This window comes from Pseudomonas sp. NPDC007930 (genome assembly GCF_042958985.1).
In the GTDB taxonomy this organism is placed as follows: domain Bacteria; phylum Pseudomonadota; class Gammaproteobacteria; order Pseudomonadales; family Pseudomonadaceae; genus Aquipseudomonas.
The window spans coordinates 43,914-59,386 of the sequence record NZ_JBIBKC010000006.1 but is presented as its reverse complement, the minus strand read 5'-3'; the positions used below and the strand labels follow the sequence as shown (position 1 = coordinate 59,386).

The window sequence follows — 15,473 nt, the reverse complement described above, 5'->3', positions numbered from 1 at the left end:
TTACCGGGCAGAGGGTTTGCGGCGGCGGTCAAGCGCGCCACGGGAGAGGCGGTCGAGCAGCAGCGCGACGGCGACGATCGCCAACCCCGCGCGCAGGCCCAGGCCCATTTCCATGCGGGTCAGGCCGCGGGTCACTTCCGCGCCCAGGCCACCGGCGCCGACCAGGCCGGCCAGCACCACCATCGCCAGCGACAACAAGATGCACTGGTTCAGGCCCACCAGCAGCGTGGGGGTGGCCAGCGGGATCTCGATCTTGAACAGGATCGCCCGGTTCGAGGCGCCCATGGCGTGGCCCAGCTCGAGCATGTTCTTCGGCACGCCATTGAAGGCCAGGGTGGTCAGGCGCAGCATCGGCGGGATGCCATACACCACGGTGGCGATGATCGCCGGCACCCGGCCGAGGCTGAAGATCATTACCGCCGGGATCAGGTACACCCACGGTGGCACGGTCTGCATCACGTTCAGCACTGGCTGCACCATGGCGTCGAAGCGCTTCACCTTGGAGGCGACGATGCCCAGCGGGAAGGCCACCGCCACCGAGATCAGCACCGCCACCGAGACCAGCGCCACGGTTTGCAGGGTCGCCGCCCAAAGCCCGGCGAGCAGGCAGAAGCCCAGCATCAGCCCGGCGAGCAGCGCCACCCGCACGCGGATCGCCACGGCCGCGGCGATCACCACGATGGCGATCAGCACACCCGGCGGCAGCGCCTGCAGGGCGCTTTCGAGGCCGCCCAGCAGGGTTTCGATGATCACGCTGAGCGCGCGGAAGAACCCGTGCAGGTTTGTATTGAGCCAGTCCACCGCGGGCGCGATGTAGCGCCCGGGGGAAAATTGAAAGTCCGGTGCGCTCATGGCTTGGCCCCTCGTTGCGCGGCGGCGGCGCTCTGCGCCATGCGGTCAAGAATCATCGTCAGGATCACGATGGCGATGGCGGCGTTGATCGACTTGGCGATGTCCAGGGTGCGGATCGCCCCGTAAATGGCTTCGCCTAGCCCGCCAGAGCCGACGATACCGGCGATCACCACCATGCCGAAGGCCATCATCAGGCTTTGGTTGACCCCCGCCATGATGCTCGGCATGGCGAACGGCAGGCGGATCTTGCAGAACATCTGCCAGCGGGTCACGCCGCTGGCCTCACCCAGTTCGATGAACGCGGTGGGGGTCATGCGGATGCCCAGCGAGGTGAGGCGAAACGCCGGCGGCAGGGCCACGATAAAAGTGGCCACCAGCGCGGTGCCCGGGCCGTAGCCCAGCAGCGCGATCGACGGCAGCAGGTAGATGTACGGCGGCATGGTCTGGATCAGGTCGAGCACGGGTTCGACCACTCGGTCCAGCGCGGGCAGCAGGCCGGCGATCACCCCCAGTGGGATGGCCACCAGCAGCGCCAGCACGGTGGCCACCACCACCAGCGCCAGGGTGCTCATGGTTTCCGGCCACAGGCCGATGAACGCGCAGCAGAGCATCGCCACCAGGGTGCCAAGGGCAAAGCCGCGGCCGGCCAGGCGCCAGCCGAGCGCCGCCAGCAGCAGCGCCACCACATAATACGGCGGCAACGACAGCAGCCAATACACGCCCTGGTAAAGGCCCTGCAGGCCGGCGTTGATGGCGTCGAACAGCCCGGAGCCGTTGTCGGCCACCCACTCGAGGCCGGCGTCGACGCTGGCGTCGAACGCTTCGGGGAAGGCGCCCAGGTTCATGGCAGCGCCCCTGCCAGCGCAGCGCCGGGCACCTGGGCGAATTCGTTGGGCTCACCCTGCACGCCGCGCAGCAGGTCACGCAGGGTGATCACCCCGACGATCTGCCCGGCGTCGATCACCGCCACCGCGTCGCGCTCGGAGGCCACGGCCAGGCCGATGATCGCGTCGAGGTCCGAATCGACCTCGGCCTTGGGCAGCTTGCCCAAGTCGAAGCCTGGGTGGGCGGCGCTGTACAGCGCCACGGGGGTCATCACCGAGTGGGCCTTGACCAGGTGCAGGCGCGAAATCCCGGCGACGAACTCGGCCACGTAATCGTCGGCCGGGTTGAGCACGATGTCTTCGGCGGTGCCGACCTGGATGATCATCCCGTCTTTCATGATGGCGATGCGGTCGCCGATGCGGATCGCTTCTTCCAGGTCGTGGGTAATGAACACCGCCGACTTGCCCAGCTCTTTGGTGAGCTGGCGGAATTCATCCTGCAACTGGCGGCGGATGAGCGGGTCGAGCGCGCTGAACGGCTCGTCCATCAGGATCACTTCCGGGTCGGCGGTGATCGCCCGGGCCAGGCCCACGCGCTGTTGCATGCCGCCGGAGAGCTCATCGGGGTAACGCTGGGCCCAGTCGCTCAGGCCCACCTTGGCCAAGGCTTGCTCGGCCACTTTGATCCGTTCGGCCTTGGCGATGCCTTGCACTTCCAGGCCGAACGCGGTGTTTTCCAGCACGGTGCGGTTAGGCAACAAGGCCACACTCTGAAACACCATGCCGATGTGTTTGGCGCGCACAGCGCGCAGTTCCGCCGGGCTCAAGGCCGACAGTTCACGCCCCTTGACCATCACTTTGCCGGCGCTGGGGGTGATCAATTTATTGAGTAGGCGGATCAACGTAGACTTGCCACTGCCCGACAAGCCCATGATGCAGAAAATCTCACCACGGCGAACGTCCAGGTTGACATCAGACACGCCCACGACGCAGCTGTAGTCTTGCAGAATCTGTTTTTTGGTGAGTCCTTTCTCGACCACGGCCTTCATCGCCGCGCCGGCGTTATCTCCAAAAATTTTCCAGACCGACTGGCAACTCACCAGTACTTCATTTGCGTCTACTGTTGGCGTGTTCATAAGCAATCCCGTCGAACCCGTTGTTGAGGCGGGTGTTAATCGTGTGCAGGTGTGGCAGGGGCGTGACGATCAAGAGGTGTTGGCTTGGCGGGCACTTCGCCCGGCCAAGCAGGCCTCCCACCGGTGTGCTGGGAGGCCGGGGCCGTTAGTTCTTCTTGATGTTTTCCCAACGCTTGATCAGGTCGGCGTGGCCATCGGTCCAGGCCTTGACGGCCTCGTCCATGGTCTTGCCGTCTTTTACGTCACCGTTGATGGCCTTGATGTCGGCGATCGGCACGTAAACGCTGGCGATCACTTCACGCGCGTTCGGGTTCTCGGCGCTGAAGCCCTTGTGGCCGATCCAGTAGTAGCCCTGCGGTGGCGGGAACACGCCCTTGGGGTCGGCGAGGTATTTCATTTCGAACTTCTGGGTCATCCAGGACGGGTCCCAGATGGTCACGGCGATCCACTCCTTGCGGTCCACCGCAGACTTCAGCGCCGCGGTCATCGCCGCGCTGCTGCCTTCGAGCAGTTGCAACTTGAGGCCGTAGCTTTTCACCGCGTTGGTGGCGTCGCTCATCAGGCCCGAACCGGGTTCGATACCGACGATCTTGTTGTTGAACTTCTCGGCGTTGGCGTTGAGTTCTTCCAGCGAGTTGACCGGCACATAACTTGGCACGGCAATACCCTGGTACAGGCCATGGGACACCGGCGAGATTTTCTCGAGGCGGTTCTTGTTCTTGTTCCAGTAGTCCTGGGCGACGTAATCGATTTGCGAGGCAAGAATCTGAATATCACCTTTGCTCAACGCGGCGTAAGCAATGCCCCATTCAGAGAATTGGGTCACTTTTACCGTGTAGCCTTGGTCTTCCAATACTTTCTTGGTAATACCGGTGATGGGCGTCAAGTCTTCCCATGAGAGTGTACCCATGGTGATGGTTTTTTCTTCCGCGTGTACAGGCAAGATCGTCGCTGCGACCATTGCCAGGGCGCAGAATGCCTTCTTCAACAGCTTCATGTTGATTCCCCGTCGTGAAGTTTAATTGAACGCCTTCAGGCGTTTTTATTGCGCGAGTTGAAGTTTCAACCCTCTTTTCCTGCACGCAATTCTTGCCAGCGGATCACCGAGTTCACGCCCAACCAAGCCAGCGGGCCGGGCGGTAAACGGTTAGGCCCTGGGGTGTTCTGGTACTGGCGCAGGTGCTCCGACGCCTGGCCGGTGGCCAACTCCGCCACCATCATCCCGGCGAGCGTGCTTTTCACCGTGCCCAGGCCGTTTTCGCAACAGGCCGAATACAGCCCGGCGTCGAGTTCACCGAACGCCGGCGTGCTGTTGCGGCTCAGGCACAAGCGCCCGGCCCAGCTGAACTCGAACGGCACTTTTTTCAGCTCCGGGAAGCGCGCGTCGAACGAATGCCGTTGTTCCTCGGCGATCGCCGCCACCCGCCGCTGGCTGACCTGCACGCTGGGGTCGTAGGTAAAGCGCGTGCGGATCACGATCCGCGACAGCCCGGCCTCGGTGTACTTGCGCACCGTGGCGCCCATCGGGTCGGCGGGCAGCAGCGCCCACATCGGCCGCCCGGTGGTGGCGCGGTCGAACTGCGAGTGGGTGTAGGCCGCGGTCATCGAGGCGTAGGTGAAGATGTGCAGCAAGCGCCCGGCGAAGTGGCCGAAGTCTTCGATGTGGCCGTTGACCGCGAGGATCACCTTGTTCGCCCGCACCGTGCCGCGGTGGCTTTTGGCGTGCCATTGGCCGCCGGCCTTGTTCAGCTCGACCACCGGGCTGTGCTCGTACAACTCCACCTGCCCGCCAAGGCCGGCGGCCAGCGAGCGGATATAGTTGGCCGGTTGGATCAGCACCGCGCCGGGGGTGTACAGCCCGCCGCTGTAGTACTGGCTGCCGGTGATGTCGCGCATGCGCGCGGCATCGTACAGCTCGAAAGGCTCGCCCGCGGCCTGCAGCGAACGGGCGAAGTCCCGGTTCAGCCGGGCGCCGCGCTCGGAGGCCGCGGCGTTGATCTTGCCGCACGGGTTGAAGGTTTCCAGCGGCATGCCGTACTGCTCGGCAATGCCCTTGGCGTAGGCGATGGCCAGGCGGTTTTGCGCCATTTCCAGCGCCGTGGCCGCCGCGTTGCCGGAGGAATACTCCCCGGCGGCGAGGTTGTGCGGCACGTCGATCATGAAGCCCGAGTTGCGCCCGGCCGGGCCCTTGGCCACTTCACGGGCTTCCATCACCACGATGCGGCTGCCGGGGCACAGTTCGGCCAGGCGGTGGGCGGCGGTCAGCCCGGCAAAGCCGGCGCCGACCACCAGCCAATCGGCGTTCACATCCCCTTCCAGCGCCCGCATCGCAGCGCTGCGGCTGGAAATGGCCTCCCAACCGGAGGTTCCGGTGTCGACCGGAAGGCGCTTGATGTGGGTCATTTCACGCTCTCTTCCACGGCGCGGTCGGAGGTGTCGATCCACAGCGTTTTGATCTCGGTGTACTGGTCGTGGGCGAACACCGATTTGTCACGCCCGCCAAAGCCGGATTGCTTGAAGCCGCCGAACGGGGTGCTGGCATCGCCTTCGCCGAAGCAGTTCACGGTGACCACGCCGGCGCGGATTTCCCGGCCGAGCTTGAGCGCGGTGCGCAGGTTGCCGGTGTACACCGAAGCGGCCAGGCCGTACACGGTGTCGTTGGCCAGGGCGATCGCCTCTTGCAGCGTGGTGAAGGTGGTCACCGTCAGCACGGGGCCGAAGATCTCTTCCTGGAACAGGCTGCTGCCCGCGCCCACGCCATCGACCACGGTCGGCTGGACGAAAATACCGGCGTCGGTGTCGCCACCGAGGATCACCTGCAGGCCTTCTTCCTGGGCCTTGGCCAGGTACGAGCTGACCTTCTCGAAGTGCGCCGTGCTGACCATCGAACCCACGCGGTTCTGCGGGTCGAGCGGGTTGCCCATCCTCCATTCGCGCAGGTAGGCGCCGATGCGTTCGAGCAGTTCGGCCTTGACGTCTTCGTGCACAATCAACCGCGAGGTGGCCGAGCAGTTCTCACCCATGTTCCAGAACGCACCGTTGACCACCTGTTCGGCGACCAGGTCGAGGCTTTCAGCGTCGTTCATCACCACGGCGGGGTTCTTGCCGCCGCACTCGAGGACGATGCGCTTGAGGTTCGAATCGGCCGCGTAGTGCAGGAAGCGCCGGCCGGTGGCGGTGGAGCCGGTGAACGACACCATGTCGACATCCGCGTGCAGGCCGATCGGCTCGCCGACGTCTTTGCCGGTGCCGGTGACCACGCTGAACACCCCTGCCGGTACGCCGGCTTCCAGGGCCAGTTCGGCCACGCGCAGGGTGGTCAGCGAGGTTTGCTCGGCGGGCTTGACGATCACCGAGCAACCCGAGGCCAGCGCCGGGCCGATTTTCCAGGCCAGCATCAGCAGCGGGAAGTTCCACGGCAGCACGCAGCCGACCACGCCGATGGGCTCGCGCACCACCATCGCCAGGGCATTGCTGCCGACCGGGGCGGTGTTGTCGTAGAGCTTGTCGATCAGCTCGGCGTGCCAGCGCAGGGTATGAATGGTGTCGGGCACGTCGACCGTTTGGCATTCGCGGATCGGCTTGCCGCTGTCGAGGCTTTCGAGCACGGCCAGTTCATGGCGGTGCTGCTCCATCAGCTTGGCCAGCTTGAGCAGCACCTGCTTGCGCTCACCCGGGTGCTGCAAGCGCCAGCGGCCATCGTCGAAGGCCTCGCGGGCTTTGCGCACGGCGTAGTCCACATCCGCCTGGGCGCAGGCGGCCAGGGTGGTGAGGGTTTCACCGGTGGCCGGGTTGACGGTTTCCAGAGTGTTGCCGCTGGCTGCGGGGCGGAACGCGCCGTCGATGAATGCGCCGCTGGGGAATTGCAGGCTGTGGGCGATCGCCGCGTATTCGGCAGTGGTGAGCAGATCAGACATTTTTCGACTCCGCGACAATGTGGGCAACGGTACGTTTGGCGGTGTTAATCACAATTTGCAGGGCGCGTTTTTCATCGTCGTTGAGTTCGCCCAGCGGTGCCCGTACCGGGCCGGCCTTGATACCCAGCAGTTCAACACCGAACTTGATCGACTGGACGAACTTGCCCTGGTCGAGGAAGTTCATCAGCGGCATCATCGCCGCCATGATCTTGCGGCCCTTGTCGAAGTTCTTTTCCAGCACGCAGGCTTCATACAGTGCGATGTGCTCGCCCGGCAGGAAGTTGGAACCGGCGCACACCCAGCTTTGCGCGCCCCAGGCGAAGAACTCCAGGGCCTGGTCATCCCAGCCACAACTCAGGGCAATGTGCGGGTAGTCACGGGCCATCCAGTGCACGCGGCTCATGTCGCCGGAGCTTTCCTTGACCGCGACCACGTTTTTCGACTTGCCGACCCGCGCCAGGTACTCCTCGCCCATGCTCACGCACATGCGCCCGGGGTAGTTGTAGAGCATGATCGGCAGGTTGGCGGCGCGGTCGATGGTCAACGCGTGGATGGCGTTTTCCTTGTCGGTGGGCAGCGCGTAGGGCGGCGTGGTCACCAGGATCGCGTCGGCTTTGATATCTTTCGCGCCCTGGGCGTACATCACCGCGTCTTCGGTGCGGATCGCGCCGGTGCCGATGATCAGCGCGGTGCGCGTGCCGATCACGCTCTTGGCGTATTCGGCCAGCATCAGGCGTTCTTCGGCGGTGTGCGCGTAATACTCACCGGTGGAGCCGCCAATGATGATGCCGTGGACTTTCGCTTCGATCAGCGACTCCAGCACCTCGGCAAACGTGCGCTTGCAAATCTGGCCGTCGGCTGTGAGCGGTGTCACCGCGGGCGTGTAGATACCTTCGAATTTCAAGAGGGTTTACTCCATCGTTTTAGTAGCCGGGCCGTCGACCAAGGCGTCCGCTTTAAGCCCTTGCGGCGCGATGAACAATTCCATGTTCGCCCTGGACAGTTCCCAATGTTCAAAAACCAAGTCCACCACTTTGCTTTCATCGTGTTGCGCAATGCCTTCGATGAACTCGTCGTGGTGGTCTACCGATAAGTCCAGGCGTTGTTGCATGCCGCTGTCACGCGGGCGGAAGAACGTATTGCCGATGCGCGCGTGGTCGATCAGCAGGCGGCTCAGGCTCGGCTCCAGGTACGGGTTGCCGGCCATCTCGCCCATGATTTCGTGAAAGCGGTTGTTCTCGATCACCATGCCCAGGGCGTCGCCACTGCTGGCGGCCTTGCGAAACTTCGCCTGGGTGTTCTTCAGGTCTACCAACTGCTGGGGTTTGAAGTTCTGTACGGCCAGGCGGCCGATGGCGGCGTACACCATCGGCGCGACCAGGAAGAAGTTGCGCAGCGTCGAGTGGTTCATCGGGATCACCCGGGCCCCGCGGTTTTCGCGGATGTCGAGGTAGCCTTCACCGGCCAGCCGGCGGAAGGTTTCCCGCACCGGGGTACGCGACAGGCCATAGCGCTCGCTGAGGGTGACTTCGTCCAGTACTTGGTCCGGGTCCAGTTCCATGGTCAGGATCTGCCGTTTCAAGTCTTCGTAAAGGCCGTTTTTTCCGCTTTTCACCAGGCACCTCCGGTGCGCGTGTTGCCGCTGGGCAACGTGGATGAGTTGAGATTTGCATGCAGGCACGGCGGCGTCAATCCGTTGTATTCACGTTGTACACAACGTAAATACAACGAAAATTCAAAATGCACGCCACTTTATCGTTTTAAAACAATGGGTTGCCAAAAGCCCATGGCAGAAGCGAGCGGGTCGCTTCTGGGCATGAGCTTGTCGCCAAATGATATGCCCCTGAGGGCGGGGTTTCGAGGGATTGAGGCGGGGGAAACGTGAGGAGGCCGGGCACAGGGCTTGGCATTCGTGCCGGGCTAACTGGCCCTTCGCCCGGCATAGCTGTAATGCTGTTCACTTAAGCAATCAGAGCGCTAATTGAGGGTCAAAAGCCCAGTTTTTTCCAAGTGATTTTACCGAGCGCATGACCTGACTGGCCCATCGCCCGGCACAGCCGGCCTCCCACGGGTTCTGTGTTGCCACGTAAATCAAGTACTTACGCAAATCTGGTGGGAGGCCGGCTGTGCCGGGCGATGGGCCCTGAAGCTCATGCACGAAATCAGCAGGGCTCACAGATCGATCCCGTCCACGAAGCCCTGAAATGGCTTAAGTGAACAGCATTACGGCACAGCCGGAGTGCCGGACCACGGCCTCCCACGGGGTCTGTGTTGCCCAGTAAATCAAGTGCTTACACAAATCTGGTGGGAGGCGCGACGGCTAGCGATTACTCGCCGTTCTTGATCCGGCTCCAGATCCGCGTGCGCAGGCGGTCGGTTTGCAGCGGCATGGCCTGCAGCACGAACAGCTTCTGCATCACGCTTTCCGGCGGGTAGACCATCGGGTCGTTGTGGATGGCTGGCTCGACCAGGCTTTCGGCCGCGGCGTTGCCGTTGGCGTAGTGCACGTGGTTGCTGATGTCGGCCATCACCTTCGGCTCGAGCAGGTAGTTCATGAAGGCATAGCCGGCGGCTTCATCCGGGGCGTCGGCGGGCATGGCGACCATGTCGAACCACATCGGCGAGCCTTCCTTGGGGATCACATAGTCGATCTGCTGGCCGTTGCCGGCCTCCTTGGCGCGCGAGGCGGCCTGCATTACGTCGCCGGAGAAGCCCACCACCAGGCACACGTCGCCGTTGGCCAGGTCGCTGGTGTACTTCGAGCTGTGGAAGTAGCGCACGTACGGGCGCACCTTCAGCAGCAGCGCCTGGGCCTTGTCGTAGTCGGCTTTGTCCTGGCTGTGGTGCGGCAAGCCGAGGTAGTTAAGGGCGATCGGGAGGATTTCCGGGCCGTTGTCGAGCATCGCCACGCCGCACTGGGCGAGTTTTTTCATGTTCTCGGGCTTGAACACGATGTCCCATGAGTCGATCGGCACATCGCCCAGCACCGCCTTGACCTTGGCCACATTGTAGCCAATGCCGGTGCTGCCCCACAGGTACGGGAAGCCATGGCGGTTGCCCGGATCGTTGGCTTCCAGGGCCTTCATCAGCGTGGGGTTGAGGTTGTTCCAGTTCGGCAGCTTGCTGCGGTCGAGGTCTTTCAGGGCGCCTGCGGTGATCTGCCGGGCCATGAAGTGGTTGGAGGGGAACACCACGTCGTAGCCGGAGTGGCCGGCCATCAGCTTGGCGTCGAGCACCTCGTTGCTGTCGTAGAGGTCGTATTGGGTGGGGTGCCCGCTACGCTCGGTGAACACTTTCAACGTATCTGGGGCGATGTAGCTGCTCCAGTTGTAAATCCGCACGGTATCCGCCGCCTGGGCGGTGGATGCCAACAACAGCAACGGGGCGATCGACTTCAACATACAGACCTCAACCTTTGTTCTAGGCGTTATGGATGGGGCAGTCAGAAAATCAGTACATAGCTTTTGCGAACGGTTTCTTGTACGTCCCAGATGCCCGTTGTGTTCGCGGGGAACATCAACGCGTCGCCGGCCTGGATCTCGATGGGCTCGCCTTCGTCGGGGGTGAAGGTGCAGCGGCCCTGAATGAAGTGGCAAAACTCTTGTTGCACGATCTGCCGGCGCCAGCGCCCGGGGCTGCACTCCCACACCCCGGCCTCGACGCCATCGGCGCGTTCAACGCCCTGGGTGGCGACCTGCGCCACCGGCTCGCCGAGCGGCACGCCGACCGGGCCGGGTTGCCCCAGCGGCAGGTGGGCGGTGTCGCGGAAAATATCGATCTTCATGCAAAGGGCTCCTTGGACTGCATCAGGCTTTCCATGCGCCCGGCCAGGGCTTCGGCCATCGCCCGCCGCCAGCGCGGCGCATGGGGGTTGGCCAGCACCCGGTCCTCGAAAACGAAGCTCTGGATGATGGCGTTGTAACCCAGCCAGCGCAGCGGCTCGGGCTCCCAGCGCGGCAGCGAAGCCACAGGGCGGTCGCCCAGCACCCAGGGCTGGCGGGTCAGTTCGGTGTTCTGGCCGAGGATCAGGTCAGCCAGGGTGCGCCCGCCCAGGTTGCTCGCGCCCACCCCTTCGCCACCGTAGCCGCCGGCCAGCGCCACCTGCTGGCGGCGGTCGGCGAGCATGTGCGGGTGGAAGCGCCGGGCAACGCCGAGGTTGCCGCCCCAGGCGTGGGTCAGGCGCACGTTGCGCAGCATCGGGAACAGCTCGCTGAACAGCTGCTGGCGCAATTCACGCTCGGCCAGGCTGAGGTTGAAGTCACTGCGCAGGCGGCCGCCAAAGCGGTAGCCACCGCGGGCGCCGAACACCAGGCGGTCGTCACGGCTGCGCTGGCCGTAGGTGACTTGCCGGCTGCTTTCACTGAACGCCTGGCCGCGGGCCAGGCCGATCTGCGCCCATACATCGGCAGGCAGCGGCTCGGTGGCGACGATCAGGCTTTGCGCGGCCACATGATGTTTGTTCAGCGGCGGCAACAGGCTGGAATAGCCCTCTACCGCCGGCACCACCCAGGCGGCGCTGACGCGCCCATGGGCCGTGACCACTTCACCGGGCTGCCAGCGCAGCACCGGGGTTTGTTCGTACAGCGCCACCCCCATGCGCTCGACCACCTGGGCCAGCCCGCGCACCAGCTTGGCCGGTTGGATGGTCGCGCAATGGGGCGAGTAGATGCCGCCATAGGCCTGGGCCACGTTCAGCTGCTCGCGCAGGGCCTGGGGGCTGAGCCACTGGTAGTCTGCCTCGCCCAGGCCCTCTTCGCGGTAGCCGTCGAGCTGGGCGCGCAGGCGCCGTTCCTGCTCCGGGTAACGCGCCGCGCAATAGAGCACGCCGCCCTTGCGCAATTCGCAATCGATGCCCTCTGCCGCGCACACCCGCGCCACTTCGTCGGGGATGCCGTGCAGCAGTTCATAGCCGGCCTGGCGCTCGGCGGCCGGCAGCGGGCCGAGCAGGCGGTCTTCACCGAGCAGGTTGCCCATCAGCCAGCCGCCGTTGCGCCCAGACGCGCCGAAGCCGGCGACCTGCGCCTCGAGCACCACGATGTTCAGGTGCGGCGCCTTGCGCTTGAGGTAGTAGGCCGTCCACAGGCCGGTGTAGCCGGCGCCGATGATGGCTACGTCTGCCTGCAGGTTGCTGTGCAGGGCCGGGCGCGGCTCGATCGCCTCGCCGAGTTGGTCCATCCACAAGCTCACACCACGCCACCCACTCATCACACGCTCCACCGGTTGTTTGCCGGCAGAGGTTAAGCGCGGCGGCGGGCGCTTGTCTTATCTGCGGGCACGCGCGCAATGGGCCTGCAGCCAGGCCTTCGGGGTGCTGCCAGTGTGGGTGCGGAAGGCCTTGTAGAAGGCCGAGGTGGAGTTGAACCCGGCGCTGGCCGCCAACTCGTCAATGGCCGCACCCTCGCCCTGCTCGGCCAGGCGCGCCAGCAGGTAGGCGAGGCGCGCCTGGGTCACGTAGCGGTAGAAGCTTTGCCCCAGCACCTGGTTGAGCAGGTAGCTGAGCTGGTTGCGGCTGTAGCCGGTGGCGCCGGCCACCCGCGCGAGGTCCAGCTCCGGGTCGAGGAACGGCCGCTGGCGCTCGAAGTAATCGGCCAGGTCGCGGGCCATGAAGCCCAGTTGCCGGGCCGACAGGCCCAGCTTGCTGATCGCCGGCGCCTGGCGGCCGGTGGCCGGCTCGCCCTCGCGCACCAGCGAGGCGTACTCGTTGATGCGCAGGATCAACCCGCCACTCACGGTAATCGCCTCGCTGGAGCGGAACACCACCCGCTCACCACTGCCCTGCAGGGCGGTCTGGTACTGGATGAACGCCGTGCTGCCGTCTACGCGGATGCGGTCGTTGTGCTCGAGGTACTCATCGGGGTGGCGCGGCAAGGTGCCACTGACGTACGCGCGCAACTCGGCCAGGCCCATGCTGCGGTTCTGGAAAAAGTCGTTGTACTGCACCTCGGGGTGGTACAGCGCGAGGATCGCCTCGAGGTCACGGCGCTTCCACGCCAAGTGGTAGCGCATGACCACCTCGAGGGTCAGCGGGGTTTGCGCGGCGGTGTCCGGAGGGGGCGTGGGCATGGGGCGGCAACTGTGCGATGGCGCCTTGAGTCTACCCCCTGGCCAGCGCCGCGGCCAAGCGCGGTTGCGCCAGCCCCGGCAGTTGTGCGCCCATCCGCAGTACCGGGCCGAAGCGCCGTTGTTTCTTCACCCCATGGTGCTGGGCGATGTCGGCCAGGCGGTGCTCGAGAAACGGGTTGCCGAGGCGCTCGCGCAGGCTGGCGAGGTAATCCCGCGCCGCCGCCAGCTGGCCACGGGCGGCGAACACCGGCAGCACCTCCTCGGCCCAGAGGCTTTCCAGCGAGGCGTTGAGCGCTGCGTCCTGCAGCGCCTGGTACACGGTCTCAGTGGCGGGCCGGGCATCGCACAGCCAGCGCTCGGCCAGCCAGCTGTGGCCCAGGTTGAGCAGGAACAGCTTGAGGTGTTCGTAGTGCTCAAGGTTGTCGGTGAGCACCATCGCCGGGTGCTCGCAGGGCAGTTGCAGGCCGGGTTGGCGCTCGATCGCCCACAGCGCATACGGCTCGGCCACCGCGCCCACCGGCTGCAGCGGCGCGGAGACGATCCGGTCGACCAACGCGTTGGCCCAGCGGCAGGTGCTGTGCAGGTAATCGATAAACCCCGCGGGCAACTGCCAACTGAGCGCCAGTTCACTGACCAACCCGCGCAGCACCTCACCGTTGCGCACCACCAGCTCGCACGGGAACAACGACAGCGGCGCCTCGGGGTTGGCCTGCCAGCGCCCGTGCAGCAGCACCAGCAGCTTGGCCGGGAAACTCACCGGCGCCGCTGCCTGCGCGGCGAGGGCCTGGGGGCCGTCTTCGGCGGCCAGTTGGTAGCCGCTGTCGCCGGTGTTGCTCAGCACCACCTGCACCTGGTTGAACAGCGCCCGCAGCGCGGGCCAATCCTGGGCACTGCTGAGGGCCGCGGCGATGGCGTGGCACTGGCGGGTTTCGTCCACCACAACGCCGCCCTCCAGGCCCTGGATGCGCACCGGGTAGCCGCCGCCGCCGGCCAGTGCCGCGACCCGGCTGGCACTGGCCGGGTTGGCGGTGGTTTGCGCCACGGTCACCTGGCCCAGCGCCTTGCCTTGGGCCAGGGCTTCGGAGATGAACAGGTCGGCATGGGCCTGCAGAAAGCGGCTGGTGCCGAATTGAAGAATCGGGGTGCGCGGGCCGGCGTTCAGCATTCGACGATCGCCTTGATCACGCCTTGGGCCGGGTCGAGCAACTGGGCAAACTCGCCGGGCAGCCGCTGCAGCGCCAGCCGGTGGGTGTTCAACGCGGCATCGGGAATACGCCCTTCGCGCATGCAGCGGGCCACGTGTTCGAAGTCTTCGACGGTGGCGTTGCGGCTGCTCAGCAGGGTGGCCTCGCGCTTGTGGAATTCGGGGTCGGAGAAGCTGATCGCGCCCTGCACGATCGACACCAGCACATAGGTGCCACCATGGGCGATGAACTCGAACCCACGCTCCATCGCCTTGGGGTTGCCGGTGGCGTCGAACACCACGTCGAACCACTCGCCCTCGCTCAACGCCTCGAGCTGCGCCTTGTCACCCTCGCCCAAGGCGACGGTGGCATGCACCTTGAGCTGCTGCGCGCAAAACGCCAGGCGGTCGGCGCGGCCATCGACCACCGTGACCTGGGCACCGCGCAGCCCGGCGAAGATCGCCGCGGCCATGCCGATCGGCCCGGCGCCGACCACCAGCACCCGCTGCCCGGCGCGGGCCTGGGAGCGGCGCACGGCGTGGGCGCCGATGGCGAGGAATTCGATCATCGCCGCCTGGTCCAGGCTGATGCCCTCGGCCTTGTGCACAAAGCCATGGGGCACGCTGACGTACTCGGTCAGCGCGCCGTCGCTGTGCACCCCCAGCACCTGCAGGCGCACGCAGCAGTTGGTCTTGCCCTGGCGGCAGGCCACGCAGTGGCCACAGGAGAGGTACGGCATCACGTACACCACCTCGCCCTCGCTCAGGCCCGAGCCGGGCTCGCTGGCCTCGACCACGCCGGAAAACTCATGGCCCATCACCCGCGGGTATTCGAAGTACGGCTGGTTGCCGGCGAAGATGTGCAGGTCGGTGCCGCACACCCCCACGCGCTTGACCCGGATCAGCGTTTCGCCAGGCTGGCGGGTGGGCACCGGGCGGTCGAGCGGCACCAGGGTACCGGGCTGTTGGCAGAGTACGGTGAGCATGTTGTTGTTCTCCTGGCCCGGGGTGGGCGGTGGGAGAAACGCTAGTTGAGGGCGGCAGGATTGGCAAGACCAGTTTGGTATTGGCCTTACCAAATAATCAGCGGGCGTAAAAAAACCGCTGGGGGGAACCAGCGGTTTTTTTGGCTTCGGGTGGTAGGAACACCCAAAGGGAGGAGCTGTGCAGCGCCCACCAACGAGGGGAACGATACAAAAAAAAAACCTGTGGGGCAATGCCACGGTGGGCAGGCACGGGCAATAACTTCCTGCAACGATTGCAAGGTTTCACAGCGCTTCGCTTCCTCTTAACATTTGCCCGCTCAGCCGATTGGCGGCGCTGTGAGAAGGCTAGGTTTTCGCACGAATTCGGTCCTTCTGGCGCGAGGTGTAGGAACCTTGCATCGGGCTTGCGGGAGGTTCATCAACCTGGCCACCTCGCAGAGTCCACCAACACGGGCGCCAGGCACACTAGCCCCGATCAATGTGCCAGAGGCAGGTCGCAAAGGGCCTGATTC

Annotated in this window: 14 protein-coding genes; all 14 read right to left on the bottom strand. The window is 65.0% G+C overall.

Annotated elements, in window-relative coordinates; all coding sequences use genetic code 11:
* Positions 1–852, bottom strand: coding sequence for an ABC transporter permease subunit (locus tag ACFZCE_RS14535; RefSeq protein ID WP_390940094.1), 852 nt, complete (start codon positions 850–852; stop codon positions 1–3).
* On the bottom strand, positions 849–1,697 hold the full coding sequence (locus ACFZCE_RS14530) for an ABC transporter permease subunit (protein ID WP_390940092.1): 849 nt from the start codon (positions 1,695–1,697) through the stop codon (positions 849–851). The genes ACFZCE_RS14535 and ACFZCE_RS14530 overlap by 4 nt, the downstream gene beginning before the upstream one ends.
* Complete coding sequence (locus tag ACFZCE_RS14525; protein ID WP_390940090.1) at positions 1,694–2,812, bottom strand: betaine/proline/choline family ABC transporter ATP-binding protein; 1,119 nt, start codon at positions 2,810–2,812, stop codon at positions 1,694–1,696. The genes ACFZCE_RS14530 and ACFZCE_RS14525 overlap by 4 nt, the downstream gene beginning before the upstream one ends.
* A 145-nt stretch (positions 2,813–2,957) precedes the next feature.
* On the bottom strand, positions 2,958–3,809 hold the full coding sequence (locus ACFZCE_RS14520; protein WP_390940088.1) for a glycine betaine ABC transporter substrate-binding protein: 852 nt from the start codon (positions 3,807–3,809) through the stop codon (positions 2,958–2,960).
* Positions 3,810–3,874: 65 nt separating this feature from the next.
* Positions 3,875–5,215 (bottom strand): FAD-dependent oxidoreductase, encoded by a 1,341-nt coding sequence (locus ACFZCE_RS14515; RefSeq protein ID WP_390940086.1) that lies wholly within the window; start codon positions 5,213–5,215, stop codon positions 3,875–3,877.
* Positions 5,212–6,729: an aldehyde dehydrogenase family protein gene (locus tag ACFZCE_RS14510; protein ID WP_390940084.1), complete on the bottom strand. Its 1,518-nt coding sequence runs from the start codon at positions 6,727–6,729 to the stop codon at positions 5,212–5,214. Before ACFZCE_RS14510 ends, ACFZCE_RS14515 begins: the two co-directional genes overlap by 4 nt.
* Positions 6,722–7,633 carry a dihydrodipicolinate synthase family protein gene (locus ACFZCE_RS14505; protein WP_390940083.1) on the bottom strand — a complete coding sequence of 304 codons (912 nt, stop codon included), beginning with the start codon at positions 7,631–7,633 and terminating at the stop codon, positions 6,722–6,724. Before ACFZCE_RS14505 ends, ACFZCE_RS14510 begins: the two co-directional genes overlap by 8 nt.
* 6 nt (positions 7,634–7,639) lie before the next feature.
* Positions 7,640–8,344 carry an FCD domain-containing protein gene (locus ACFZCE_RS14500; RefSeq protein WP_390940081.1) on the bottom strand — a complete coding sequence of 235 codons (705 nt, stop codon included), beginning with the start codon at positions 8,342–8,344 and terminating at the stop codon, positions 7,640–7,642.
* A 712-nt stretch (positions 8,345–9,056) separates the two neighbouring features.
* A complete protein-coding gene (locus ACFZCE_RS14495; RefSeq protein WP_390940079.1) occupies positions 9,057–10,130 on the bottom strand; it encodes an extracellular solute-binding protein in 1,074 nt (357 codons plus the stop codon).
* Between the two features lie 41 nt (positions 10,131–10,171).
* Positions 10,172–10,513 (bottom strand): cupin domain-containing protein, encoded by a 342-nt coding sequence (locus ACFZCE_RS14490; protein ID WP_390940077.1) that lies wholly within the window; start codon positions 10,511–10,513, stop codon positions 10,172–10,174.
* Positions 10,510–11,934 carry an FAD-dependent oxidoreductase gene (locus ACFZCE_RS14485; protein WP_390940076.1) on the bottom strand — a complete coding sequence of 475 codons (1,425 nt, stop codon included), beginning with the start codon at positions 11,932–11,934 and terminating at the stop codon, positions 10,510–10,512. The genes ACFZCE_RS14490 and ACFZCE_RS14485 overlap by 4 nt, the downstream gene beginning before the upstream one ends.
* Positions 11,935–11,991: 57 nt before the next feature.
* Positions 11,992–12,792: a helix-turn-helix domain-containing protein gene (locus ACFZCE_RS14480; protein WP_390940074.1), complete on the bottom strand. Its 801-nt coding sequence runs from the start codon at positions 12,790–12,792 to the stop codon at positions 11,992–11,994.
* A 31-nt stretch (positions 12,793–12,823) separates the two neighbouring features.
* Complete coding sequence (locus ACFZCE_RS14475) at positions 12,824–13,957, bottom strand: mannitol dehydrogenase family protein (protein ID WP_390940072.1); 1,134 nt, start codon at positions 13,955–13,957, stop codon at positions 12,824–12,826.
* Complete coding sequence (locus tag ACFZCE_RS14470; RefSeq protein ID WP_390940070.1) at positions 13,951–14,961, bottom strand: alcohol dehydrogenase catalytic domain-containing protein; 1,011 nt, start codon at positions 14,959–14,961, stop codon at positions 13,951–13,953. Before ACFZCE_RS14470 ends, ACFZCE_RS14475 begins: the two co-directional genes overlap by 7 nt.
* Positions 14,962–15,473: the final 512 nt, after the last annotated feature.

What these genes read in the sequence shown, in the direction of transcription:
- ACFZCE_RS14535 (WP_390940094.1), bottom strand. Translation starts at nt 852, where the DNA reads ATGAGCGCACCGGACTTTCAATTTTCCCCCGGGCGCTACATCGCGCCC.
- ACFZCE_RS14530 (WP_390940092.1), bottom strand. Translation starts at nt 1,697, where the DNA reads ATGAACCTGGGCGCCTTCCCCGAAGCGTTCGACGCCAGCGTCGACGCC.
- ACFZCE_RS14525 (WP_390940090.1), bottom strand. Translation starts at nt 2,812, where the DNA reads ATGAACACGCCAACAGTAGACGCAAATGAAGTACTGGTGAGTTGCCAG.
- ACFZCE_RS14520 (WP_390940088.1), bottom strand. Translation starts at nt 3,809, where the DNA reads ATGAAGCTGTTGAAGAAGGCATTCTGCGCCCTGGCAATGGTCGCAGCG.
- ACFZCE_RS14515 (WP_390940086.1), bottom strand. Translation starts at nt 5,215, where the DNA reads ATGACCCACATCAAGCGCCTTCCGGTCGACACCGGAACCTCCGGTTGG.
- ACFZCE_RS14510 (WP_390940084.1), bottom strand. Translation starts at nt 6,729, where the DNA reads ATGTCTGATCTGCTCACCACTGCCGAATACGCGGCGATCGCCCACAGC.
- ACFZCE_RS14495 (WP_390940079.1), bottom strand. Translation starts at nt 10,130, where the DNA reads ATGTTGAAGTCGATCGCCCCGTTGCTGTTGTTGGCATCCACCGCCCAG.
- ACFZCE_RS14490 (WP_390940077.1), bottom strand. Translation starts at nt 10,513, where the DNA reads ATGAAGATCGATATTTTCCGCGACACCGCCCACCTGCCGCTGGGGCAA.
- ACFZCE_RS14485 (WP_390940076.1), bottom strand. Translation starts at nt 11,934, where the DNA reads ATGAGTGGGTGGCGTGGTGTGAGCTTGTGGATGGACCAACTCGGCGAG.
- ACFZCE_RS14480 (WP_390940074.1), bottom strand. Translation starts at nt 12,792, where the DNA reads ATGCCCACGCCCCCTCCGGACACCGCCGCGCAAACCCCGCTGACCCTC.
- ACFZCE_RS14475 (WP_390940072.1), bottom strand. Translation starts at nt 13,957, where the DNA reads ATGCTGAACGCCGGCCCGCGCACCCCGATTCTTCAATTCGGCACCAGC.
- ACFZCE_RS14470 (WP_390940070.1), bottom strand. Translation starts at nt 14,961, where the DNA reads ATGCTCACCGTACTCTGCCAACAGCCCGGTACCCTGGTGCCGCTCGAC.